Annotated in this window: 22 protein-coding genes and 2 pseudogenes; 3 read left to right on the top strand and 21 right to left on the bottom strand. The window is 62.1% G+C overall.

Going from position 1 to position 22,885, the window contains the following annotated elements:
- The first annotated feature begins 34 nt into the window (after positions 1–34).
- Together HZY77_RS11860 and HZY77_RS11855 are read left to right on the top strand one after the other, a co-directional pair.
- Positions 35–796, top strand: a complete 762-nt coding sequence (locus HZY77_RS11860; protein ID WP_296814982.1) for an SDR family oxidoreductase — start codon at positions 35–37, stop codon at positions 794–796.
- Positions 797–827: 31 nt separating this feature from the next.
- Positions 828–1,460, top strand: coding sequence for a response regulator transcription factor (locus HZY77_RS11855; RefSeq protein ID WP_296814979.1), 633 nt, complete (start codon positions 828–830; stop codon positions 1,458–1,460).
- 59 nt (positions 1,461–1,519) lie between these two features.
- On the opposite strand, the gene glmS is transcribed toward HZY77_RS11855, so the two are convergent.
- The 3 genes from glmS to HZY77_RS11840 all read right to left on the bottom strand — a co-directional run bounded on the left by glmS (position 1,520) and on the right by HZY77_RS11840 (position 5,658).
- Positions 1,520–3,349, bottom strand: a complete 1,830-nt coding sequence (gene glmS, locus HZY77_RS11850) for a glutamine--fructose-6-phosphate transaminase (isomerizing) (protein ID WP_296814977.1) — start codon at positions 3,347–3,349, stop codon at positions 1,520–1,522.
- A gap of 2 nt (positions 3,350–3,351) precedes the next feature.
- Positions 3,352–4,731 carry a bifunctional UDP-N-acetylglucosamine diphosphorylase/glucosamine-1-phosphate N-acetyltransferase GlmU gene (gene glmU, locus HZY77_RS11845; RefSeq protein WP_296814974.1) on the bottom strand — a complete coding sequence of 460 codons (1,380 nt, stop codon included), beginning with the start codon at positions 4,729–4,731 and terminating at the stop codon, positions 3,352–3,354.
- A gap of 192 nt (positions 4,732–4,923) precedes the next feature.
- A complete protein-coding gene (locus HZY77_RS11840) occupies positions 4,924–5,658 on the bottom strand; it encodes an OmpA family protein (RefSeq protein WP_296820902.1) in 735 nt (244 codons plus the stop codon).
- Between the two features lie 424 nt (positions 5,659–6,082).
- Here HZY77_RS11840 and HZY77_RS11835 point away from each other — a divergent pair, with 424 nt between their 5' ends.
- On the top strand, positions 6,083–6,454 hold the full coding sequence (locus HZY77_RS11835) for a response regulator (RefSeq protein ID WP_296814971.1): 372 nt from the start codon (positions 6,083–6,085) through the stop codon (positions 6,452–6,454).
- A 26-nt stretch (positions 6,455–6,480) separates the two neighbouring features.
- On the opposite strand, the gene HZY77_RS11830 is transcribed toward HZY77_RS11835, so the two are convergent.
- The 18 genes and pseudogenes from HZY77_RS11830 to pxpB form a co-directional block, all read right to left on the bottom strand.
- Entirely contained in the window at positions 6,481–6,849 is a 369-nt protein-coding gene (locus HZY77_RS11830; RefSeq protein WP_296630646.1) for an Hpt domain-containing protein, read from the bottom strand.
- A 134-nt stretch (positions 6,850–6,983) separates the two neighbouring features.
- On the bottom strand, positions 6,984–7,406 hold the full coding sequence (locus HZY77_RS11825) for a F0F1 ATP synthase subunit epsilon (RefSeq protein ID WP_296814969.1): 423 nt from the start codon (positions 7,404–7,406) through the stop codon (positions 6,984–6,986).
- Between the two features lie 79 nt (positions 7,407–7,485).
- Entirely contained in the window at positions 7,486–8,865 is a 1,380-nt protein-coding gene (gene atpD, locus HZY77_RS11820) for a F0F1 ATP synthase subunit beta (RefSeq protein WP_296630648.1), read from the bottom strand.
- A 36-nt stretch (positions 8,866–8,901) separates the two neighbouring features.
- The gene (atpG, locus tag HZY77_RS11815) at positions 8,902–9,774 is read right to left on the bottom strand and encodes a F0F1 ATP synthase subunit gamma (RefSeq protein WP_296630650.1); all 873 of its coding nucleotides are present in this window, start codon (positions 9,772–9,774) and stop codon (positions 8,902–8,904) included.
- A 29-nt stretch (positions 9,775–9,803) separates the two neighbouring features.
- Entirely contained in the window at positions 9,804–11,345 is a 1,542-nt protein-coding gene (gene atpA / locus HZY77_RS11810) for a F0F1 ATP synthase subunit alpha (protein WP_296814965.1), read from the bottom strand.
- Between the two features lie 45 nt (positions 11,346–11,390).
- The gene (locus tag HZY77_RS11805) at positions 11,391–11,927 is read right to left on the bottom strand and encodes a F0F1 ATP synthase subunit delta (protein WP_296658942.1); all 537 of its coding nucleotides are present in this window, start codon (positions 11,925–11,927) and stop codon (positions 11,391–11,393) included.
- A gap of 3 nt (positions 11,928–11,930) precedes the next feature.
- Positions 11,931–12,401 carry a F0F1 ATP synthase subunit B gene (locus HZY77_RS11800; RefSeq protein ID WP_296814962.1) on the bottom strand — a complete coding sequence of 157 codons (471 nt, stop codon included), beginning with the start codon at positions 12,399–12,401 and terminating at the stop codon, positions 11,931–11,933.
- A 51-nt stretch (positions 12,402–12,452) separates the two neighbouring features.
- The gene (gene atpE, locus HZY77_RS11795) at positions 12,453–12,692 is read right to left on the bottom strand and encodes a F0F1 ATP synthase subunit C (protein WP_018509318.1); all 240 of its coding nucleotides are present in this window, start codon (positions 12,690–12,692) and stop codon (positions 12,453–12,455) included.
- Between the two features lie 78 nt (positions 12,693–12,770).
- Positions 12,771–13,613, bottom strand: a complete 843-nt coding sequence (atpB, locus tag HZY77_RS11790) for a F0F1 ATP synthase subunit A (RefSeq protein WP_296814959.1) — start codon at positions 13,611–13,613, stop codon at positions 12,771–12,773.
- Positions 13,614–13,699: 86 nt separating this feature from the next.
- On the bottom strand, positions 13,700–14,077 hold the full coding sequence (locus tag HZY77_RS11785; RefSeq protein WP_296814956.1) for an ATP synthase subunit I: 378 nt from the start codon (positions 14,075–14,077) through the stop codon (positions 13,700–13,702).
- Between the two features lie 96 nt (positions 14,078–14,173).
- Entirely contained in the window at positions 14,174–15,025 is an 852-nt protein-coding gene (locus HZY77_RS11780) for a ParB/RepB/Spo0J family partition protein (RefSeq protein ID WP_296814952.1), read from the bottom strand.
- Positions 15,026–15,077: 52 nt separating this feature from the next.
- Positions 15,078–15,809 (bottom strand): annotated as a pseudogene (locus HZY77_RS11775) (AAA family ATPase); the annotation flags it as partial.
- Positions 15,806–16,431: pseudogene (rsmG, locus tag HZY77_RS11770) on the bottom strand (16S rRNA (guanine(527)-N(7))-methyltransferase RsmG). The pseudogenes rsmG and HZY77_RS11775, both read right to left, overlap by 4 nt.
- The gene (gene mnmG, locus HZY77_RS11765) at positions 16,428–18,326 is read right to left on the bottom strand and encodes a tRNA uridine-5-carboxymethylaminomethyl(34) synthesis enzyme MnmG (RefSeq protein WP_296814949.1); all 1,899 of its coding nucleotides are present in this window, start codon (positions 18,324–18,326) and stop codon (positions 16,428–16,430) included. Before mnmG ends, rsmG begins: the two are co-directional and overlap by 4 nt.
- A 90-nt stretch (positions 18,327–18,416) precedes the next feature.
- Positions 18,417–20,321, bottom strand: coding sequence for an ATP-binding cassette domain-containing protein (locus tag HZY77_RS11760; RefSeq protein ID WP_296814946.1), 1,905 nt, complete (start codon positions 20,319–20,321; stop codon positions 18,417–18,419).
- A 106-nt stretch (positions 20,322–20,427) separates the two neighbouring features.
- Entirely contained in the window at positions 20,428–21,096 is a 669-nt protein-coding gene (gene pxpA / locus HZY77_RS11755) for a 5-oxoprolinase subunit PxpA (RefSeq protein WP_296814944.1), read from the bottom strand.
- Positions 21,093–22,019, bottom strand: coding sequence for a biotin-dependent carboxyltransferase family protein (locus HZY77_RS11750; protein ID WP_296814941.1), 927 nt, complete (start codon positions 22,017–22,019; stop codon positions 21,093–21,095). The genes pxpA and HZY77_RS11750 overlap by 4 nt, the downstream gene beginning before the upstream one ends.
- Positions 22,001–22,852 (bottom strand): 5-oxoprolinase subunit PxpB, encoded by an 852-nt coding sequence (pxpB, locus tag HZY77_RS11745; RefSeq protein WP_296814939.1) that lies wholly within the window; start codon positions 22,850–22,852, stop codon positions 22,001–22,003. The genes HZY77_RS11750 and pxpB overlap by 19 nt, the downstream gene beginning before the upstream one ends.
- Positions 22,853–22,885: the final 33 nt, after the last annotated feature.

The raw sequence follows: 22,885 nt of genomic DNA, 5'->3' as shown, positions 1-22,885 counted from the left end.
CCCGCTCAAGGTAGCGAAGAGGCCCTTGCGGGTTTTGAATGAACCCCTCAGGGTTTTCATCACCGGGGCCAGTTCCGGCCTCGGTGCCGCGTTGGCGCGGCACTATGGCGCAGCAGGCGCGCAACTGGGGTTGGTCGGGCGCCGTCCGGACGGCTTGCAGGACACCGCCGCCGGGCTGGATGCGCACCTCTATCAAGCCGATGTGCGCGACGCCGCGGCCATGCAGCAGGCTGCCACGACGTTTTTGAACGAAGTCGGCGCACCCGACATCGTCATCGCAGCGGCCGGGATCAGCGTCGGCACACTCACCGAATTCGCCGAAGACGCCCCGACATTCCGCGCAGTGATGGACGCCAACGTGCTGGGGCTGGTGCACACCTTTCAGCCTTTCATCGACACCATGCCGCCCGGCGGCGTGCTGTGCGGCATTTCCAGCGTGGCCGGAATACGCGGACTGCCGGGCGGTGGCGCCTACTCGGCCTCCAAGGCAGCCGCCACGGTCTACCTGGAAGCCCTGCGACTCGAATTGAAAGCGCGTGGCATTGCCGTGGTCACGGTGGCGCCAGGCTATATCGATACGCCCATGACGCAGGTCAATCCCTATGCCATGCCTTTCAGGATGACGGCGCCGGCCGCTGCCGCCAAAGTGGCCCGCTGCATTGCCCGCCGCCGCCGTTTCACGGTGATCCCCTGGCAAATGGCCTGGGTGGCGCGGATGCTGAAATGGCTCCCCATTCCGGTCTATGATGCAGTTTTCGAAAAAGCGCCACGCAAACCGCGCAATCTGCCAACATAATGCGCATCGCATACAACGTATCGGAGAAGCAATGCCTGCCNCCCTGAACCTCATCCTCATCGACGATCATCCGCTCCTGCGCATGGGTGTGGCGGGCTACATCGAGCAGGAACCGGATCTGCGCCTCACCGCGCAACTGGCCAACGCCGCCGAACTGCGTGCCTGGATCGAAGCTGGCAACCGGGCCGACGCGGCGCTGCTCGACCGCTCCCTCCCCGATGCCGACGGCCTCGACCTGGTCTCCGATCTACGCGACCTGGGCATCAAGGTCATCATGCTGACCATTGCCGATTCCGACGAGGAAATCTCCGAAGCCATTTCTTCCGGCGTCGACGGCTACGTCGTCAAATCCAGCGATCCCGACCAGGTCCTGGCCGCCATCCGTAGCGTGTGCGACGGCCAGAGCAGTTTTCCGCTCAACATCATGCAGAAGATGGCGCGCGGCGAACTCAACAACAATGCCCTGTCGGCGCTGACCGCGCGGGAAATGGAAATCGTCGACCACGTGAAGGAAGGGCTTTCCAACAAAGCCATCGCCTACAAGATGACCCTGTCGGAAAACACCGTGCGCAACCACCTGAGCAACATCATGGAAAAGCTCGGCCTGCGCAATCGCGTCCAGGTCGCCACCCTGGCGTTGAAAGAAGACCGCAAGCGGCACTAGGCGGAATTCGCCCACAAAAAGCGCGGCCATGCAGCCGCGCTTTTTGTGGGCGGGCACGACTACTCCACGGTCACGGATTTCGCCAGATTGCGCGGCTTGTCGACGTCCGTGCCTTTNTGCAGGGCGGCATGATACGACAACAGCTGCAGCGGCACGGTATGCAGGATCGGCGACAACACGCCGTTGCTGCCGCCCGGGAGCCGGATGACGTGGACGAAGGCCGATTCCTCGATATGCACGTCGCCGTCGGCGAACACATACAATTCGCCGCCGCGTGCCCGCACTTCCTGCATGTTCGACTTCAGTTTCTCGATCAACTGGTCGTTGGGCGCGATGGTGATCACCGGCATGTCTTCGTCGACCAGTGCCAGCGGACCATGCTTGAGCTCGCCCGCCGGGTAGGCTTCGGCGTGGATGTAGGAAATCTCCTTCAATTTCAGCGCGCCTTCGAGCGCGATCGGGTAGTGCACGCCACGGCCGAGGAAGAGCGCGTGGTGCTTGTTGGCGAAGCGCTGCGACCAGGCTTCGACTTGCGGCTCCAGTGCCAGTACCTGTTGCAGCTTGTTCGGCAAGCTGCGCAACGCGGCAAGGTGGGCAGCCTCCTGCTCAGACGTCAGCCGGCCGCGTAGCTTGGCGAGTACCAGCGTCAGCAGGAACAGGCCCGCCAGTTGGGTGGTGAAGGCCTTGGTCGAGGCCACGCCGATCTCCGGCCCGGCGCGCGTCAGGAACTTGAGCCGCGACGTGCGCGTCAGTGCCGATTCCGCCACGTTGCAGATGGTCAGCGTTTTGTTCTGGCCAAGCGAGATGGCATGGTTCAACGCCGCCAGCGTGTCGGCCGTTTCGCCCGACTGCGAGATGGTGACGATCAGCGCGTCAGGGTTCGGCACGCTGGTGCGATAGCGGTATTCGCTGGCGATTTCCGCATAGGCCGGGATGCCGGCAATCTCCTCCAGCCAGTAGGTAGCCACTTTCGCGGCATGGTAGCTGGTGCCACAAGCAAGGAAGGTCACCGCATTCACCTGGCCCAACACGTCGGCAGCGTCGAAGCCGAACCATTCGGGCTGGACGCGATCCTGTGCCACGGCAGTCAGCAGGGTGTCGGTGAGCGCACGCGGCTGCTCGTGGATTTCCTTCTGCATGAAGTGGCGGTAATTGCCGAGTTCGGCCATGTCGGACGTCAGCTCGGAGACGTGCACGCTGCGGTCGATCTGGTTGCCCGCCACGTCATACACCGTTACCGACAACAGGCCGATGTCGGCGACATCGCCTTCTTCCAGGTACATCACCCGCTGGGTCACCGGCAGCAAGGCCGACACGTCGGAGGCAATGAAGTTTTCCTCGATGCCCAGGCCGACCAGCAAAGGGCTGCCCTTGCGTGCGCACACGAGGCGATTGGGCGCGTCCTCGCTCACCACACCGATGGCGTAGGCACCTTCGAGTTCAGCCACGGCAGCACGGGTGGCCGCGAGCAGATCCTTCGTCTGGCGGAAGTGAAGATCGATCAGATGCGCAATGACCTCGGTATCGGTCTCCGACGTGAAGACAAAGCCATCCGCCTTCAGGCGTTCACGCAGTGCTTCGTGGTTTTCGATGATGCCGTTGTGCACCACCGCAAGGCGGCCGCTGACGTGCGGATGTGCATTGGCCTCCGACGGCGCGCCGTGCGTGGCCCAGCGGGTATGCGCAATGCCAAGGTTGCCGTGCACCTGCTGCGCGGCGCACGCTTCGGCCAGGCCGGCAACGCGACCGACGCTACGTACCCGCTTGAGACCGCCATTGATGGTGACGAGGCCGGCCGAATCGTAACCGCGGTATTCCAGCCGCCGCAGGCCCTCGAGCAGAATGGGGACAACGTTACGCTGCGCTACCGCGCCGACTATGCCGCACATACCTAGCCTTCCTTTTTCTGTTTGACCGGCCGTTTCCAGCCATTGACGGTGAGCTGTTTCGCCCGCGATAACGTCAGCTCACCGGCTGGGGCATCGCGCGTCAGCGTCGTGCCCGCGCCCAGTGTCGCGCCCTGGCCGACAGTGACGGGCGCCACCAGTTGCGTGTCGGACCCCACGAACACGTCGTCCTCGATGACCGTGCGGTGCTTGTTGGCACCATCGTAATTGCAGGTAATGGTGCCCGCGCCGATGTTGACCCGCTTGCCCATGGTGGTATCGCCGACGTAGGACAGATGGTTGATCTTGGTGCCGTCGTCGATCTGGCTGTTCTTGATCTCGACGAAGTTGCCGACGTGGACGTCGCGCGCCAGGGAGGTACCCGGGCGAATGCGCGAGAACGGCCCCAGCCGATTGGCCTCGCCAATGACGGCATCGTCGATCAGAGTGAACGCGTCGATGCGGGTGGCCGCGGCAATCTTCACGTTCCGCAGCACGCAGTTGGCGCCCACTTGCACGCCATCGCCCAATTCCACAAGGCCTTCGAATACGCAATTGACGTCGATCACGACGTCGCGCCCGCAGGTCAGCATGCCGCGCACGTCAAGCCGGGTGGGATCCATCAAGGTAACGCCGGCGTCGAGCAATCCTTGCGCGATCTCGCCCTGGTGGATGCGTTCGAGTTCGGCCAACTGGGCCTTGCTGTTGACGCCGAGCACTTCCCATTCATATGCGGGATGATGGGTTTCCACTGTCAGGCCATCGCGCACCGCCAGCGCGATGATGTCGGTAAGGTAGTACTCACCTTGTGCGTTGTCGTTCTTCAGTTCATCGATCCACTGCCTGAGATGACGGGTCGCCACCGCAAGGATGCCGGTGTTGACTTCATGGATCGCCCGCTCGGCAGGGGTCGCGTCCTTGTGTTCGACGATGCGTCGTACCCGGCCGTCGGCATCCCGCACGATGCGCCCATAGCCATCGGGCTGCGTCAGCTTGACCGTAAGGAGTCCCAGTTTGCCTGCCTGGGCCGCGCTCACGAGCGGCCGTAAGGTACGCGTATGCGTCAACGGCACGTCGCCATACAACACCAGTGTCACACTGTCGTCGGACAGCTGCGGCAACGCCTGCTTCACGGCGTGGCCCGTGCCGTGCTGTTCGGCCTGAAGCACAAACGTCAGTTTGTCGTCAGCCATCGCCTGCGGCACGGCCTCGCCGCCAAAGCCGTAGACCACGCAGGTTTGAGCTGCACCCAACGCATGGGCCGTATCCACAACGTGGCCCAGCAGGGGTTTGCCCGCCAGCTTGTGTAGCACCTTGGGCTGGTCGGACCGCATCCGGGTGCCCTTGCCCGCCGCGAGTATCAGGATTTCAAGCTTGGAATGCATACGGGTCGTCCGTGTGTGTGAATCGCATCAGCAGAATGAGAGCAAATCGCGCGCCAAGTATAAAGCCTGGGCGGGGCCGCCAAAATGAAAAGGCAACCCGAAGGTTGCCTTTTCTATTTTCGCGCGTGGGATCGCCTCCCGGCGATACGGGGCCACGCCCCGTATCGCCGGCTCACGTTTCCGCAACCAAACTCAATTGAGCGGCTGCAATTCGACTCGGCGGTTCTTGAAGCGGCCGTCCTCCGTCTTGTTGTCGGCGACCGGCTGGGATTCGCCGTAAGCCTTGACCACCAGGCGATCTGCCGCAATCCCCTTGCTGACCAGGTAATCGCGTACCGCTTCTGCGCGGCGGAGCGAGAGGCGCATGTTGTAAGCCGCGGTTCCCCGATTGTCGGTGTGGCCCGCAACTTCCACTTTACCGTCGCCCCATTCCTTCAGACTGGCTACCGCTTCATCCAGGGTGGCGTGCGCTTCCGGCCGCAGGGTGGCTTTGTCGTAATTGAAATTGACGTCGTTCAATACCAGCTTNTTGGGAGCTGGGGCGGCAACAGGCGCGGCCGGGGCAGCAGGCGCAACGGGCGCGGCCACCACCGCCGGGCAGCCATCGTCCGTTTTGGCATAAACCGTGGGGCATTTGTCATCGCCATCCACAATCCCGTCGCCATCACTGTCCAGTTCGCATCCATCGGCGTTGACCTTGCGGCCGGCCGGCGTATCGGGACATTTGTCNCTGCTGTCGACGACACCGTCGCCGTCGCTATCGACCTCCTTGGGCACAGCGCAGGGCTGATCCAGAAGTTGCTTGCCCGGACAACCAATGGTCCTGTAGAGCTCGTAGCCGATCGTTTTCCCGGTCGAACTCGCCGCATTGCTGGGATCGTAGTAAACGCCTTGGCCTGCTTGGGCCGTGATCGCACCGGCAGACATCAGCGTCGTCGCGCTGGCACAGAGAAGTAGACGGGTTGTTCGCATATTTATATTCCTTTGATGATGTAAAAACCACAGAAACGAAAATGCTCGTGATTTTCGTATTCCCCTGGAAGCACATCACTGGATCGGACGATTGTCATGCCCTATCCTGTGTGCACATTACCAATCTAGCGCATTCGCTGACTTTTGTTGTCGGTCAGTCGCCCGACTTTATCATGGGGACACTCCATCAATGCAGGCCCCCTGTCGCCCATCCGTGTGGGCGATCAACTCCTGGGTATGGGTTGCGCCGATGAACAACGTCTCGTGCTTTACATAGCCTGAGGGATTGCCGGCTCCGCACATGGGCCACCTGCCAGCCCATAAAAATATAGTCAAAAGAAACCGTTAAAATTTTGCGTTGTGTACCGTAAAAGACTCCATGATGATACGGGCGATCAAAGCCATCATTGCTGATGACGACAGCGTGACCCGTCATCTTCTGCGCACGCTATTGCGCCAGCACAATGTTGAAGTCGTCGGCGAAGCGTGCAATGGCAAGGAAGCGTTGCAAAAGTGTGCCGCCGAGATTCCCGACATCCTTTTTCTGGACATCAATATGCAGGAGATGGATGGCTTTGAGACACTGCAGCACGTCCGACATGCCATACCGGGCCTTGCCGTCATCATGATCAGTTCGGACTCGACCGTAGGCAATGTACAANAAGCACATGCCCATGGCGTCGACGGCTTTATCGTCAAGCCGTTCAGCGCGGCACGGGTGATGGAAGCCATTACGCGTTGCTGCCATTAAGCCCTTTCGGGGTGCCACCGATTTATTCAATAGATAGGGTCGCCATCCGCAGCTGGCAGGTGCCCCGATTGCCTCAAATGCATCAGACGGTCGATATGGTGAAGTACCGCGTTCACCGGCTCCCGGAGAGCGCTGGCATTTTCATGCAGGCATAATGCCTCCAGCTGCTTGGCTGAGGCATACACGGCTACGGTTCCACAATAGCTGGATGCACCAGACAGGCCATGTGCCACGCGGTGCATGCGTGCGATATCTCCGGTTTTCAGGGCTGCACGGAGATTGTCGGCATATTCCGGCAACAGGCCGTACAGCAGATCCAGCGCTTCGCGCCACGTGACCGGATCACCATAGGTGCACTCAACGCCAAGCCTGGGATCAAGTACGGGATGTGCCATGACGCGTCAGCGCGTAACTCCAGAGTGGATTAACGGTTGACCCTTCGCAGGTTCATAAATGGCAGGGCAGTAGGTTCTTGCCAACAAAAGGACAACCCTGAGGTTGCCCTTTTTACGTCAAACACACCGACGAATCAAGTCAGTTTGCGCAGCTTCTTGATTGCCGCCAGCTGGGCGACGGCCTGGGCCAGTTCGGCTTGCGCTTGCGCATAGTCGAGCGTGGCGGCCTTGTCCTTCATTGCTTCCTCGGCTGCGCGCTTGGCCTCGAGTGCCTTGGCCTCGTCAAGGTCGGCCCCACGGATGGCGGAGTCAGACAGAATAGTGACGACGTGGGGCTGCACTTCGAGAATGCCGCCTGACACGTAGACCAGCTCTTCCTCGGCCTGATTCGGCACCTTGATGCGCACCGCACCGGGTTTGAGTGTGGTCAGCAGCGGGGTGTGCCGCGGGTAAATGCCGAGTTCGCCGCGCTGCCCGGGNGCAATCACCACTTCGGCGGTACCGGAGTAGAGCGATTTTTCTGCGCTGACGATGTCGACGTGGATAGTCATGGCCATTTTGAAACCTCGTGAGCGGTGAACAGTGAGCAGTGAGCGGCAAGCACCCGGCTCACCGCTGACCGCTTACCGCTCCCCATTACTGAATCGTCTTCGCCTTTTCGACGGCTTCTTCGATCGCACCGACCATGTAGAAAGCCTGTTCGGGCAGATGGTCATATTCGCCTTCGACGATCGCCTTGAAGCCGGCAATGGTCTCTTTCAGCGTGACGTACTTGCCCGGCGCGCCGGTGAACACTTCGGCGACGAAGAAGGGCTGCGACAGGAAGCGCTGGATTTTCCGCGCGCGGGACACCGCCAGCTTGTCTTCAGGCGACAGTTCGTCCATGCCCAGAATCGCGATGATGTCGCGCAGTTCCTTGTACTTCTGCAGGGTGCCCTGCACCGCACGGGCGACGCCGTAGTGCTCATCACCAACGACCTGCGGATCGAGGATCCGCGAGGTCGAATCGAGCGGGTCCACCGCGGGGTAGATGCCCAGTTCGGCCACCTGACGCGACAACACCAGGGTCGCATCCAAGTGGGCGAAGGTGGTGGCCGGCGACGGGTCGGTCAAGTCATCCGCCGGCACGTACACGGCTTGGAACGAGGTGATCGAGCCGGTGCGCGTCGAGGTGATGCGCTCCTGCAGGCGGCCCATTTCGTCGGCCAGCGTCGGCTGGTAGCCCACGGCGGACGGCATCCGGCCCAGCAGCGCGGACACTTCGGTACCGGCCAGGGTGTAGCGGTAGATGTTGTCGACGAACAGCAGCACGTCGCGGCCCTCGTCGCGGAAGTATTCGGCCATGGTCAGGCCGGTCAGCGCAACGCGCAGACGGTTGCCTGGCGGCTCGTTCATCTGGCCGTAGACCAGCGCGACCTTGTCCAGCACGCCACCTTCCTTCATCTCGTGGTAGAAGTCGTTGCCTTCGCGGGTACGCTCGCCGACGCCGGCAAACACCGAGAAACCGCTGTGCTGCACGGCGATGTTGCGGATCAGTTCCATCAGCGTCACGGTCTTGCCCACGCCGGCGCCGCCGAACAGGCCAACCTTGCCGCCCTTGGCGATCGGCATGATGAGGTCGATCACCTTGATGCCGGTTTCGAGAATCTCGACCGCGGCGGCCTGGTCAGCATAAGCCGGGGCCTTGCGGTGGATCGGCATGGTGCTCTCCGCGCCGATCGGGCCGGCTTCGTCGACCGGGTCGCCCAGCACGTTCATGATACGGCCCAGCGTCTTCTGGCCGACCGGCACCATGATGGGGTTGCCGGTGGCAAGCACCTCCATGCCGCGGCGCAGGCCGTCGGTGGAGCCCATCGCAATGGTACGCACCACGCCGTCGCCCAGCTGCTGCTGGACCTCGAACGTCAGCTCGGGAGCCTGCATTTTCAGCGCTTCGAAGACCTTGGGCATGGCATCACGCGAAAACTCCACGTCCACCACGGCGCCAATGATCTGAACAATTTTTCCGTTGCTCATGTTGATTNNTCCTAATAAATTGAATTCTATAAGCGCTCAGACTGCAGCGGCGCCCGCGACGATTTCCGACAGTTCCTTGGTAATCGCGGCCTGACGGGTCTTGTTGTAGACCAACTTCAGCTCGCCAATCACGTTCTTGGCGTTGTCGGAGGCAGCCTTCATCGCCACCATCCGCGCCGACTGTTCGCACGCGATGTTCTCGGCCACGCCCTGGTACACCAGCGATTCGATGTAGCGCATCAGCATGCCGTCGACCACCGGCTTGGCATCGGGCTCGTAGATGTAGTCCCAGTGCGTCTTTAGGCTGGCTTCCTCGGCGTCTTCCATCTGCGCCAGCGGCAGCAGCTGGGTCAGCGTCGGCTCCTGCTTCATCGTGTTGATGAAGCGGTTGTAGACGATGTACAGCGCGTCGATGCGGCCTTCCAGATACGCGTCCAGCATGATCTTGACCGGGCCGATCAGCTTGTCCATATGCGGCGTATCGCCGATGCCGGTCAGCTGCGACACCACGTTGGTGCCCAGGCGCTGGACAAAACCCAGCCCCTTGTTGCCGATCGCGGTGACGTCGATGCCGACACCGGCAGCTTCCCACTGCTTCATCTGGTTGATCATCATGCGGAAGGCGTTGGTGTTGAGGCCTCCGCACAGGCCCTTGTCCGACGAAACCACAATCAGGCCGACGCGCTTGACGTTCTCACGCGCAATCACGAAGGGGTGCTTGTATTCCGTATGGGCATACGCCAGGTGGGTCGCCACGCGGGCGATCTTCTCGGCGTATGGGCGCGCGGCCTTCATGCGCTCCTGCGCCTTGCGCATCTTGGACGCCGCGACCATTTCCATGGCCTTGGTGATCTTGCGCGTGTTTTCCACGCTCTTGATCTTGGTCCGTATCTCTTTTCCGGCTGCCATCGTGGCTCCTAACTAATCAGCGCGGCCTATCAATAGACGCCGGTTTTCTTGAACTCGTCCACCGCGGTGGTCAGCGACTTCTCGGTCGCGTCGTCCAGGTTGCCGCTGGTCTCGATGGTGTCCATGATGCTGGCGTACTTGGACTTCATGAACGCCATCAGCGCGGATTCGAACGGCAGGATCTTGGTGACTTCGACGTCGTCCATGTAGCCCTTGTTGACGGCGAACAGGGTCAGCGCCATCTGCGACACCGACATCGGCGAGTACTGCGCCTGCTTCATCAGTTCAGTCACGCGCCGACCACGCTCCAGTTGCTTGCGGGTCGCCTCGTCGAGGTCCGAGGCAAACTGCGCGAAGGCCGCCAGTTCGCGGTACTGCGCCAGCGCCAGACGGACACCGCCGCCGAGCTTCTTGATCACCTTGGTCTGCGCGGCGCCGCCGACGCGGGACACGGACAGACCGGCGTTGATCGCGGGACGGATGCCGGCGTTGAAGAGGTCGGTCTCCAGGAAGATCTGGCCATCGGTAATCGAGATCACGTTGGTCGGCACGAAGGCGGACACGTCGCCAGCCTGCGTTTCGATGATCGGCAGTGCGGTCAGCGAGCCGGTCTTGCCCTTGACGGCACCCTTGGTGATCTTTTCGACGTAGTCGGCGTTGACACGCGCGGCACGTTCCAGCAGACGCGAGTGCAGGTAGAACACGTCGCCCGGGTAGGCTTCGCGGCCCGGCGGACGGCGCAGCAGCAGGGAGACCTGACGGTAGGCCCAGGCCTGCTTGGTCAGATCGTCGTACACGATCAGCGCGTCTTCGCCGATGTCGCGGAAGTACTCGCCCATGGTGCAGCCGGAATACGGCGCAATGTACTGCATGGCCGCCGCATCGGAAGCGGTCGCGGCCACGACGATGGTGTGGTCCATCGCGCCGTGCTCTTCCAGCTTGCGCACCACGTTGGCCACCGACGACGCCTTCTGGCCGACGGCGACGTAGATACACTTCACGCCGGTGCCCTTCTGGTTGATGATGGCGTCGATCGCAACCGCGGTCTTGCCGGTTTGGCGGTCGCCGATGATCAATTCGCGCTGGCCGCGGCCGACGGGAACCATGGCGTCGATCGACTTGAGGCCGGTCTGCACCGGCTGGTCAACCGATTTACGCTCGATCACGCCGGGCGCAATGCGCTCGATCGGCATGGTGGTGTCGGCGGCGATGGGGCCCTTGCCGTCGATCGGCTGGCCCAGCGAGTTCACCACACGGCCGAGCAGGCCGCGGCCCACCGGCACTTCGAGAATGCGGCCGGTGCACTTGGCAACGTCGCCTTCCGTGATGTGTTCGTAATCACCCAGGATCACCGCGCCGACCGAGTCGCGCTCGAGGTTGAGCGCCACGCCGAAGGTGTTGCCCGGCATCTCGATCATTTCACCCGACATCACGTCGGACAAACCATGAATGCGGACGATGCCGTCGGTGACGGACACGATCGTGCCCTGGGTGCGCAGTTCGCTCGACGCACCGAGGTTCTCGATCTTGGCTTTAATCAGTTCGCTGATTTCGCTTGGATTCAATTGCATGTCTGTTCTCCGAACCGTGAGGTTCCGATAATTTTGAGTTCGTGATTAGCCTTGCAGCGCGAAAGCCATGCGCTGCAGCCGTCCCTTGACCGAGCCGTCTATCACCTGGTCGCCGATGGCGATCACCGCGCCGCCGATCAGTTCGGGATCGACCGCAACCTGTACGTTCACTGAGCGGTTGAATTTGGCCTTGAGTCCTGCGACCAGATCATCGACCTGCGCCTGCGTCAGCTCCTGCGCGCTGGTGATGGTGGCCTCGAGGGTGCCTTCGGCGTTGGCCTTCAGCGTCTCGAATTGCGTGCAAACTTCCGGCAGCAGCGACAAGCGGTCGTTCTCGGCCAGTACCTTGACGAAGTTGGCGCCGCGCTCGCCGAGGTCGCCACCGGCGACGTCGATGACGAGGCCGGCCACCCGCTCGGCCGAAACGGCCGGATCGGTGATCAGGCGTGCCACCTGGGCGTCGGAAACGATGGCCGCCAGCGTAGCGACACGGCTCGACCAGCCTGCCAGGTCATTTTCGCCCTGCGCCATACGGAATACCGCTTCGGCGTAGGGGCGAGCCAGGGTAGACAGTTCGCTCATGGTTTACAGCTCGGCTTTCAGCTGGCCCAGCAGGTCAGCGTGGGTTTGCGCATTGACCTCGCGGCGCAGGATTTTCTCCGCGCCAGCCACAGCCAGCCCGGCCACCTGCTCGCGCAGGCTTTCGCGCGCACGGTTGGTTTCCTGTGCAATATTGGCCTGGGCAGCAGCCAGTTGACGATCGCCTTCTTCCTTGGCGGCCACTTTTGCTTCTTCGATGATCTGCGCCGCACGCTTTTCAGCCTGGGCGATCACTTCGGCAGCCTGTGCCTTGGCGTCGCGCATGTTGTCGCCGGCCTTCTTGGCAGCCAGTTCGAGTTCATGCTTGCCGCGATCCGCAGCAGCCAAGCCATCGGCGATCTGCTTNTTACGCGTTTCGAGCGCATTCATGATCGGCGGCCACACGAACTTCATACAGAACCACACGAAGAAGATGAACGTGATGGACTGGCCGATCAAAGTTGCGTTGAAGTTCATATCCGCACCTTTTAATGACGGGGTTAGACAAGTTCCGTAGCAACCCGCGAATTAACCGGCAACGGCGAACAGAACGTACATGGCCAGACCGACGGCGATCATCGGCACGGCGTCGACCAGGCCCATGACGATAAAGAACTGGGTACGCAGCATCGGGATCAGCTCGGGCTGACGGGCTGCGCCCTCGAGGAAGCGGCCACCGAGGATGCCGATACCGACGGCTGCACCGAGCGCGCCCAGGCCCATCATCAGGGCGCCAGCGATGTACAGTACGGCTTGAGTCATTTCCATTTGTTGCTCCTAGAAGTAAAAATTAAAGTTGAAAACAAGAAACCAGAAAATTAAATTTGACTGAAATCAGGGGATCGCTTAGTGGTGCTCGGCGTGCGCCATGTCCAAATACACGATGGTCAGCGTCATGAAGATGAAGGCCTGCAGCGTGATGATGAGGATGTGGAACACCGCCCACGCCCATTGCAATGCGCCGCCAAATACGGCCAGCACCCAGCCACCACCGAACATCAGCGCAATCAGGATGAAGATCATTTCACCGGCGTACATGTTGCCGAAGAGACGCAGTGCCAGCGAAATCGGCTTGGCGATCAGGCCGACGCCCTCAAGCAAGAGATTGACCGGAAACAGGAATTTGGGGAAAGGCTGGAAGGCCAGTTCNGAGAAGAAGCCGCCGGCGCCCTTCATCTTGACGCTGTAGTACAGCACCAGGAAGAAAATCGACAACGACAGGCCGAAGGTCACGTTGGGATCGGTCGACGGCACGATCTTCAGGTGCGGCACGCCCGACAGCGTCGCGGCATAGGGAAACCAATCGACCGGGAACAGGTCCATCAGGTTCATCAGGAACACCCACATGAACACGGTGAGGGCCAGCGGAGCGACCATCGCATTCTGGTGGGAGAAGGAGCCGCGCACGGAACCATCAATGAACTCGATGATCCATTCGACGAAATTTTGCAGACCGGACGGGGTGCCGGCCGTCGCCTTTTTGGCTGCCATGCGGAACAGAAGCAGGAAGAGCAACCCCAGGCCAATCGAGAAGAGCATGCTGTCGACGTTGATCGCCCAGAAGCCCATGGACTTGGCCTCTGCGGCGCCATGGGCGAAGCCCCAAGTGCCGTCAGGAAGTTGTCCGTAAGTCAGGTTTTGCAGGTGGTGCTTGATGTATTCACCGGAGGAATGGGATTCCGTAGCCATAGTGATCTATTTCAATAAGTGGGTTTTGGATGAACACGCGGGGCGTTCCCATTCAAAACCAACCTTGGCAAAACTTCGCCCTTCGGCTATTTGCCGCTTCGGCCTGCCGCAGCAGCCAGCCAGGCAAACTGGGCCAGCACCAAGCCAAGCAGCAAGGGCAGCGGGTCCAGCTTCAACACGCCGAGCCCCAGGCTCAACAAGGCAACCAGCAGGATCAGGCGCTCGACGCTGACGCGAACAAACATCTTCAACAATCGATGCTGATCCCATTCCGGATGAGCCATCGACTGCTGCTCACGCCAGACCAGTACCGCACTCACGGCCAGCGCGACGAACACGCCGTATGCAGCCGCCAGCCCCGCATCCATCCCTGCAATCGCAGCGCCGCTTAACGCGGCCACGAACACGAGCACCGACTGCGCCCGAACCACCCGTCGGGTGCCGCTTGTGATGCCGTTAAACATTTAGCCAATCATGATACTAGAATTAGTGCGGTCTATGCAATCATCAGGCTGCTTGATGATGAATTTCAGTACGTAGTGATGTTGCTGGCGAGCCCGCTACAACTGGATTCCCAGACGTTGCAGCAGACCCTGCAACTCTTCCGCGCTGGCGAAATGGAGTGTGAGTTTGCCACTGCCTTTGCTGTTGGTTCGCACGTGGGCCGTCATGCCCAGAGCATCCGACAGCGCCTCTTCCAAGCGAAGCGTGTCACGCAAAACGGTCCGGCCGGCTGGCACGGTAGCAACGTCCTTCAAGCGCGCCACCCGACGCTCGACCTCGCGCACCGACAGGCCTTTGGTTTCGATTTCGTGCGCCAACTCGCGCTGTGCGCCTGCATGCAAGGGCAGCAGCGCACGCGCATGACCCATCTCGATCAATCCGGCGGTGAGCATATCCTGCACCGGGTGCGACAAGTTCAGCAGACGCAACAGGTTGGATACGGCCGCCCGCGATTTCCCGACCGCCTGTGCGGCCGCATCGTGGGTCATGCCGAATTCGTGGATCAGGCGCTGCAGGCCATGCGCTTCGTCAATGGCATTGAGGTCTTCGCGCTGGATGTTCTCGATCAGCGCCATCGCCGCCACCGCGTCGTCGGCAACTTCGCGTACCAGCACCGGGATTTCGTTCAATCCGGCCAGTTGCGCTGCACGCCAGCGCCGTTCGCCGGCAATGATCTCATAGCCGCTGGCGACTTCACGTACCAGGATCGGCTGCATCAGACCCTGCGCGCGGATGGAATCGGCGAGTTCCTGCAGCGACTCGCTGTCCATCTGGGTACGCGGCTGATATTTGCCGGGCGCCAGCTGCCCGACCTTCATCATGCGCAGATCGCCTTGCGGCGGCGCGGCGTTGTCTTCCCCGCCGAGCAACGCATCGAGCCCGCGCCCGAGTCCCTTGAGTTTGGCCATTATGCTGTCTCCCCACTGTAATGCCTGCACGCCGCAACGTTTCTTCTGCGAGCTCCATATACGCCTTGGCCCCCTTGCACTGGCGGTCGTAGGCCAGCACGGGCAGGCCGTGGCTGGGTGCCTCTGCGAGTCGCACGTTGCGCGGAATCACGGTGTCGTACACCTTGTTGCCGAAATGCTGCTTGATCTGGTCCGACACCTGTTGCGCCAGCGTGCTGCGCGGATCGAACATCACGCGCAGCAACCCTTCGATCTCGATCGAAGGATTCAAGCGCTGCTTGACCTTCTTGATGGTGGCCACCAGATCGGTCAGTCCTTCCAGGGCGTAGTACTCGCACTGCATCGGGATCAGCACCGATTGCGCGGAAGCAAAGGCATTGACGGTCAGCAGATTCAAGGTCGGCGGGCAGTCCATCAGGATGAAATCATAGTCGTCGGCCACTTGCGCCAGCGCGACTTTCAGCCGCAGATCGCGCTGTTCCAGATTCACCAGATCGATTTCCGCGCCGGCGAGTTCACGGTTCGCTGGAATGACGTCAAAATGCCCCGGCGCCGAACGCATCCGCGCCTCGCGCACGCTCACCTGATTGAGCAGTATCTGGTAAACGGTCGGGAGCGCCGTGCGCTTTTCGATCCCCGCACCCATGGTCGCGTTGCCCTGCGGATCGAGATCGGCCAGCAGCACGCGCTGCCCAAGTTCAGCCAGGCTCGCGGCCAGATTCACCGCTGTCGTCGTCTTACCGACGCCGCCTTTNTGATTGGCAATTGCCAGGATTCGGCTCATTCAACAGGCTCCAGAACAATCAAGTGGCGGGTCGCATCCAGACCCGGAACGACCAGCACATGGTCAGCGCTTACTTTCACGCCAACCGGCAATAAAGCAAGCTCTTCGTGCGGATATAAGCCCTTCATGGCGAGCCAGTGGCCCGTCGGCTTGAGCAGATGGCGGGTCAAGGTGACGAATTCCTTGAGGTCGGAAAATGCCCGTGAGGTAATGAGGTCGAATCCCGTTTCGGGCCGATAATCCTCCACCCGATTCGTCACCACACTCAGATTATCCAGATCAAGTTCCGTTTTGGCCTGCAGGAGGAAAGCGGTTTTCTTGGCAATGCTGTCGATCAGCGTCACCTGCAAATCCGGCCGCGCGATCGCCAGCGGAATGCCCGGCAAACCGCCGCCGCTACCCACGTCTAGCACGCGCCCGCCCGGGAAAAAGGGACGGCTGCCAGAGAATCGAGCAAATGATGGCTGACCATGCGCTCGGTATCGCGCACCGCGGTCAGGTTGTATACGCGGTTCCATTTGTCCAGCAGCGCAAGATAGGCCAGCAGCTTCGCCTCGGCATCCACGGGCAATGCCAGCCCGAGGGCGGCGATTCCCGCCGCGAGTTGCGCCTGGAGGGTCATGCGCTTTTCTTCTGCTCGTCGGGCTTGAAGCCGCGCTTGGCATACACCAGCAGCACCGAGATCGCTGCCGGGGTAATGCCCTGCAAGCGGGATGCCTGGCCCAGCGTTTCGGGACGTGCTTTCTGCAGGCGCTGGCGAACCTCCATCGACAGACCGGTCAGCAGGGTGTAATTGAGATCCGCGGGCAGGCGCAGGTTTTCCTGTTCACGCTGCTTGTCGACTTCCTCGTTCTGGCGATCGATGTAGCCCTGGTATTTGGCGGCGATTTCGACCTGTTCGGTGACATGCGCGTCAACCTCCCCTGCGCCGCCGCCCGGCAGGGCCACCACCTGCGCATAACTCAGATTGGGCCGGCGCAGCAGTTCGAACAAGCTGTATTCGTGCTCGATCGGCTGACCAATCAGGCGGGTGGCAGCCTCGGCAGGCAGAATGGCCGGATTGACCCAGATCGATTTCAGGCGTGCGGTTTCACGTGAAACGGCATCCCTTTTCCGATTGAACGCATCCCAGCGGACATCATCCACCACGCCAAGGTCGCGCCCGACTTCAGTCAGCCGCATGTCTGCATTGTCCTCACGCAGCTGCAGCCGGTATTCGGCGCGACTGGTGAACATGCGATAAGGCTCCGACACGCCACGGGTGATGAGGTCGTCGACCAGCACGCCGAGATAGGCCTCGTGGCGACCCGGGCTCCAGGCCGCCTTCTCCTGCACCCGCAATCCCGCGTTGATTCCCGCGAGCAGACCCTGAGCGGCGGCCTCCTCGTAACCCGTGGTGCCGTTGATCTGGCCGGCGAAGAAAAGCCCGGCGATCGACTTGGTCTCCAGCGAGGCCTTGAGGTTGCGCGGATCGTAGTAGTCGTATTCGATGGCGTAGCCGGGGCGCAGGATGTGCGCCTGCTCCAGTCCAGGGATCGAGCGCACGATGGCAAGCTGAACGTCGAACGGCAAGGAAGTCGAGATGCCATTGGGATAGATCTCGTGTGTGGTCAGTCCCTCGGGCTCGAGGAAAATCTGGTGGCTGGCCTTGTCGGCAAAGCGGGTGATCTTGTCCTCAATCGACGGGCAGTAGCGCGGCCCCACCCCTTCGATGACGCCGGTGTACATCGGCGAGCGGTCGAGTCCGCCGCGGATGATCTCGTGCGTTTCCGCAGTGGTATGGGTAATCCAGCAAGGACGCTGCTCGGGATGCATCGCCGCACGCCCCATGAAGGAAAACACGGGCGCCGGATCGTCGCCCGGCTGCACCTGGGTCTGGCTGTAATCGATGGTACGGCCATCGATGCGCGGCGGGGTGCCTGTTTTCAGCCGTCCTACGGGCAGATTCAGCTCGCGCAGTCGTGCGGCAAGTGACACCGCAGGTGGATCGCCCATGCGCCCTGCTTGAAAATTTTCCAGGCCGACATGGACCAGGCCGGCCAGGAACGTGCCAGTGGTCAGCACCACCGCGCGGCCACTGAACACGATACCGAGTTGGGTTTTCACGCCAACGACGCGGTCTCCATCGAGCACCAGATCGTCGACCGCCTGCTGGAACAGCGTGAGATTGGGTTGATTCTCAAGCCGAGTCCGGATCGCCGCCTTGTACAACACGCGGTCGGCCTGGGCACGGGTGGCGCGTACCGCCGGCCCCTTGGACGAATTGAGCGTGCGGAACTGGATCCCTGCCTCGTCGGTGGCCAAGGCCATTGCGCCGCCAAGCGCATCGACTTCCTTGACCAGATGCCCCTTGCCGATGCCGCCGATCGACGGATTGCACGACATGGCGCCCAGGGTCTCGATATTGTGCGTCAGCAGCAGCGTCTTCACGCCCATGCGAGCGGCCGCCAGCGCGGCCTCGGTGCCGGCATGGCCACCGCCGACGACGATGACATCGAAGGATTCGGGGAATTTCATGATGGCCGCCATTCTACCCGTTGCCAGGCTCCGTTTCACGTGAAACAGGCAATGCGAAAATGGCTACGCTGCTCCACCACTCAATCCATGTCAGCCCGCAGACGCTTTCGCCTCCAGCATTTCCCAGCGTGTTAGCGCTTCGAGCAGTTCGGCTTCGATCGCTTCCGAGCGCGCCTGCAGCGCCACCGCATCCTGTGGGCTCGATTGATACAACACCGGATCCGCCAGCCGCTCGGCGATCTGTGCCTGCTCGATCTCGAGCGCCTCGATCTGTGCCGGCAACGCTTCGAGCTCCCGTGTTTCTTTGAAACTGAGTTTACTTTTGGATGCGGGCTTGGCCGGCGCAGTCTGGACAGCCGCCTTGGGNGCGGCCCCGCGCGGTGCCTCAGCTGTGGCCCGCTGCCGCTGCTGCCAGGCGCGCCAGTCGGCATAGCCGCCGACGATCTCGGTCAGCCGGCCTTCGCCTTCGAACGCGATCGACTGGGTGACAACGTTGTCCAGGAACGCACGGTCATGCGAAACGATGATGACGGTGCCGCCATAGTCCTGCAGCAGTTGTTCCAGCAGCTCCAGGGTATCGATGTCGAGATCGTTGGTCGGCTCGTCCAGCACCAGCAGGTTGGCGGGGCGGGCGAACAGGCGTGCCAGCAACAGCCGGTTGCGCTCGCCNCCGGACAGCGCCGACACCTTGGCACGGGCGCGCTCGGCGGGAAACAAAAANTCCTCCAGATAGCTGATGACGTGTTTTTTCTGGCCGCCGATTTCAACGTAGTCGGAGCCGGGCGAAATCGTGTCGATCAGCGTCGCCTCGTCGTTCAACTGGTTGCGGAACTGGTCGAAATACGCGACTTCGAGCTTGGTCCCCTGCTTGATCCAACCCGATTGCGGCTTCAACTCGCCCAGGATCAGCCGGATCAGCGTGGTCTTGCCGACGCCGTTGGGACCCAGGAGGCCGAGCTTGTCGCCCCGTAAGATGGTGGTTGAAAAATCGTGAATCAGCACACGGCTGTCGTAACCGTAGTTGACGTGATCGAGCTCGGCCACCACCTTGCCGGAGCGATCGCCGGCGTCGATCTGGAACCCCACCTGCCCCGCATGGGCGATGCGCGCCTCGCGGGTGCGCCGCAGCGCCTCCAGCCGGCGCACCCGGCCTTCGTTGCGGGTGCGGCGCGCCTCGACCCCTTTGCGGATCCAGGCTTCCTCCTGTTTCCAGAACTTGTCGAATTTTCGATTATGAACCGCCTCGACCTCCAGCTGCGCGGCCTTCTTGAGCTGATAGGCGCTGAAGTTGCCCTGGTATTCACGCAACTGACCGCGATCGAGCTCGACGATGCGATTGGCGACGTTGTCCAGGAAACGCCGGTCGTGGGTGATGAAAAGCAGCGCGCCGCGATAATCGTTGAGCAGGGTCTCCAGCCATTCGATGGCGGAGAAATCCAGATGGTTGGTCGGTTCGTCCAGCAGCAGTAGTTCGGGGTCGGTCACCAGCGCGCGCGCCAGCGCCACCCGCTTTTTCAGTCCCCCAGACAGCGTTTCCACTGCCGCGTCGGCATTGAGGCCCAAACGTTGTAGCGTTTCTTCCACCCGGCTGTTGAGCCGCCAAGCGTCCGCCACTTCCAGCGCATGCGACAACCGCTCGAAATCGGCATAGACCGTCTCATCGCCTTCCGCCATGGCATGCGCCACGGCATGGTATTCGGCCAGCAGGGTTTGTGCCGCGCCGACGCCTTCCGCCACCGCCTCGAACACGTTGTGGCCGGCCTGGAACTGCGGCTCCTGGGGCACATAGGCCAGCTTCAAGCCAGGCGCGCGCCACACCTCGCCCGCATCCGCCAGGCTCTCGCCGGCAATGATCTTCAGCAGACTGGATTTGCCCGTACCGTTGCGGCCGATCAGACCGATACGCTCGCCCGCCTCGACCACCAGCGAAGCGCCATCAAGCAGCGGCCAGTGGCCATAGGCCAGTTCAAGTCGGTCAAGCGTAAGGAGGGGCATGGCGGTGAGCGGTGAGCGGTGAGCGGTGAGCGGTGAGCGGTGAGCGGTGAGCGGTGAGCGCGGAATTATCCGCGATTGAGGGCCGCATGGACGGCTCGCGCAATATTTAATGCATGGGGGTGTCGCTGTGCAGGCAGAGGGTTTCGGCCCGAATCCGGAGGGGCGTGCCATCCAGCGCGGTAACCTCCCCACCCTGCGCAAGTGCGCGCGCCTGCTGTGCCGCGTCGTCGGGGTCGGTCACCAATGCGCCTACGGTTTCACGTGAAACAAGCCGGCCGTTGGATTGGTAGCGGCGATCGGCAAACGCTTCATTCAATACCATCAGTCCAGCTGCCCGACCGGCAGCGACCAATTGCGACTCTGCCAACCCGACCAGTGCCAGACCGGGGTCGAATGCCGTGACCGCCTGCACAATGGCCTGGGCCACATTGCGGTCCTGAGCCGCCACATTGTAGAGCGCACCATGCGGCTTCACATGCACCAACCGCAAGCCCAACCGTGCGGCCTGTTCGGCCAGCGCTTCCGTCTGCTGCGTAACCCAGGCCGCAATATCTTCCGCGGAAGCGGCCAACGCGCGGCGGCCAAATCCGATGCGGTCCGGATAGCTCGGGTGTGCGCCTACCGCTACGCCATGCTCGACCGCCAGCCGCAATGCTGCCGTCATGCTCACGGCATCGCCGGTATGCCCACCGCAGGCGATGGACACGCGCGACAGATACGGCATCAGTGCGCCGTCATCGCAGCCCTCGCCAATATCTGCATTCAACTCGATCATGCCAGCTCCTTGAACGTCCACTGCGCTGCTGCCAGTTCACACGCCGCCTCGACCTCGATCGTCACGAACCGGACTGCATCGCCGGGCTTCAATTGCGCCAGCCGGGGCACGTCCGCCGTAATCACCCCGGCAATCACCGGATAACCGCCGGTCACCGGCCCATCCCATCCCAGGATGATCGGTTGACCGTCCGGCGGGACCTGTACGCTGCCGGGCAAGACGCCCTGCGACGGCAACTCGGCCCGGCGATGGCTGACCGGTGTCCCGGCCAGGCGTACACCNCGCCGATCCGATGCCGCATCGACCCGATATGGCGTGCCGAAAAATGCGGCCAAGCCGACATCATCGAACTGCCCAGCCTGCGGCCCTGCCACCACCCGCAGGTCGCCCTCCGCCTCGTCGGCCGGGGGACTGACACGCAGCAGTTTCATTTCATTCGCCGGCACACCGCAGTGCAGAACATCCCCGGCCTGCAGGGCCCGCCCGCCATGTCCGCCAAACCCCGACGGCAGAAAGGTGCTGCGGCTACCCATCACCGACGGGACCGCCAGCCCGCCGCGCAGTGCCAGCCAGCAGCGGCAGCCTGACTCGGGACGGTCCAAGCTCAACACTTCGCCTGCCGCCAGCACCAGCGTCTCATTCCACGCCACGGGCGCGCCACTGCTGCGACGGGCGGCAAAACGGGCGCCCGTGAGCGCCGCCACCCCGCCCAGCGGAAACTGCAGCCGGGGCCCGGACAACGCGATCTCCAGCCCAGCCGCCGCCGCGTCATTACCCACCAGACGGTTGGCCGCCGCCAGTGCCGCCGGATCGGCCGCCCCGCCCGCCGGCACGCCAAGCATCCGCCGGCCCGGGCGTCCTACATCCATCACCAGGTCGCACAGACCTGCACGCAGAACCTCGATCATGCGGGAACGAAACATACCCGATCGCCCGGCATCAGCAAGGCCGGCGCTGCCCGCTGGGGATCGAACAACACGGTATCGGTTCGGCCGATCACATGCCAGCCGCCCGGCCCACCTGTCGGGTAGATCCCGGTATAGCGTCCGCCAATCGCCACGCTACCCGCCGCGACCTGTTGCCGCGGCGACGCCCGGCGCGCTGCCTGCAGCGTGAGTGGCAACCCCTGCAGATAGGGGAATCCCGGCTGGAATCCCAAAAACGCCACCGTATATTCCGTCGCGGCGTGGCAATCGATGTAGGCTGCCACACTCATGCCCGCGCGCTTGGCCAATGCCGGCAGATCCGGCCCCGCCGCGCCGCCGTAGTCGACGACGATCTCATGCCGTTTCCCTTTCACTGCCGTCTGCGCAACATCCAAGGGCGCACTCAACGCCGCCCGCACCTCTGACGACACCCTCGCAGTCCGCCGCAATATCAACAACAAGCTTCCATCTGCAGGAATAATGTCTTCTACGTCTGTTAAATTCTTCGAAATTAACAGATTGTAGCGTGCCAGCGTCATGGTGCCCGTCTCGACCCTCAGGCCGCGCTCGCCGACCCAGCGCCAACCAGTTGAGGCGACGAGAGGTTGACCGGTTGTCTGCTTTCCCATAGGGTGAAGTCCCTTTTCGGAGTTTCGCATGATGCGACGGATCGTAAGCAGCGCTATGCTGAAAAATGCCAGTGTAAAGGCAATACCGGCGCTTGCAGTCCCCGCACAAAACCCCCGCAGGCCGTCGACCACCCTCCAGGCGAGGATTACGTCGCCAAAGTGGAAACACCCGCCCTCGCGGAGATCGGTCGTGTATCGCAACCGCCCTGCCCTTCCCCGCGCCTGACGGAATAT

Source organism: Thiobacillus sp. (assembly GCF_013693775.1).
In the GTDB taxonomy this organism is placed as follows: Bacteria; Pseudomonadota; Gammaproteobacteria; order Burkholderiales; family Thiobacillaceae; genus Thiobacillus.
The sequence above is the reverse complement of the archived record's forward strand: the minus strand, read 5'-3'. Positions and strand labels throughout refer to the sequence as shown.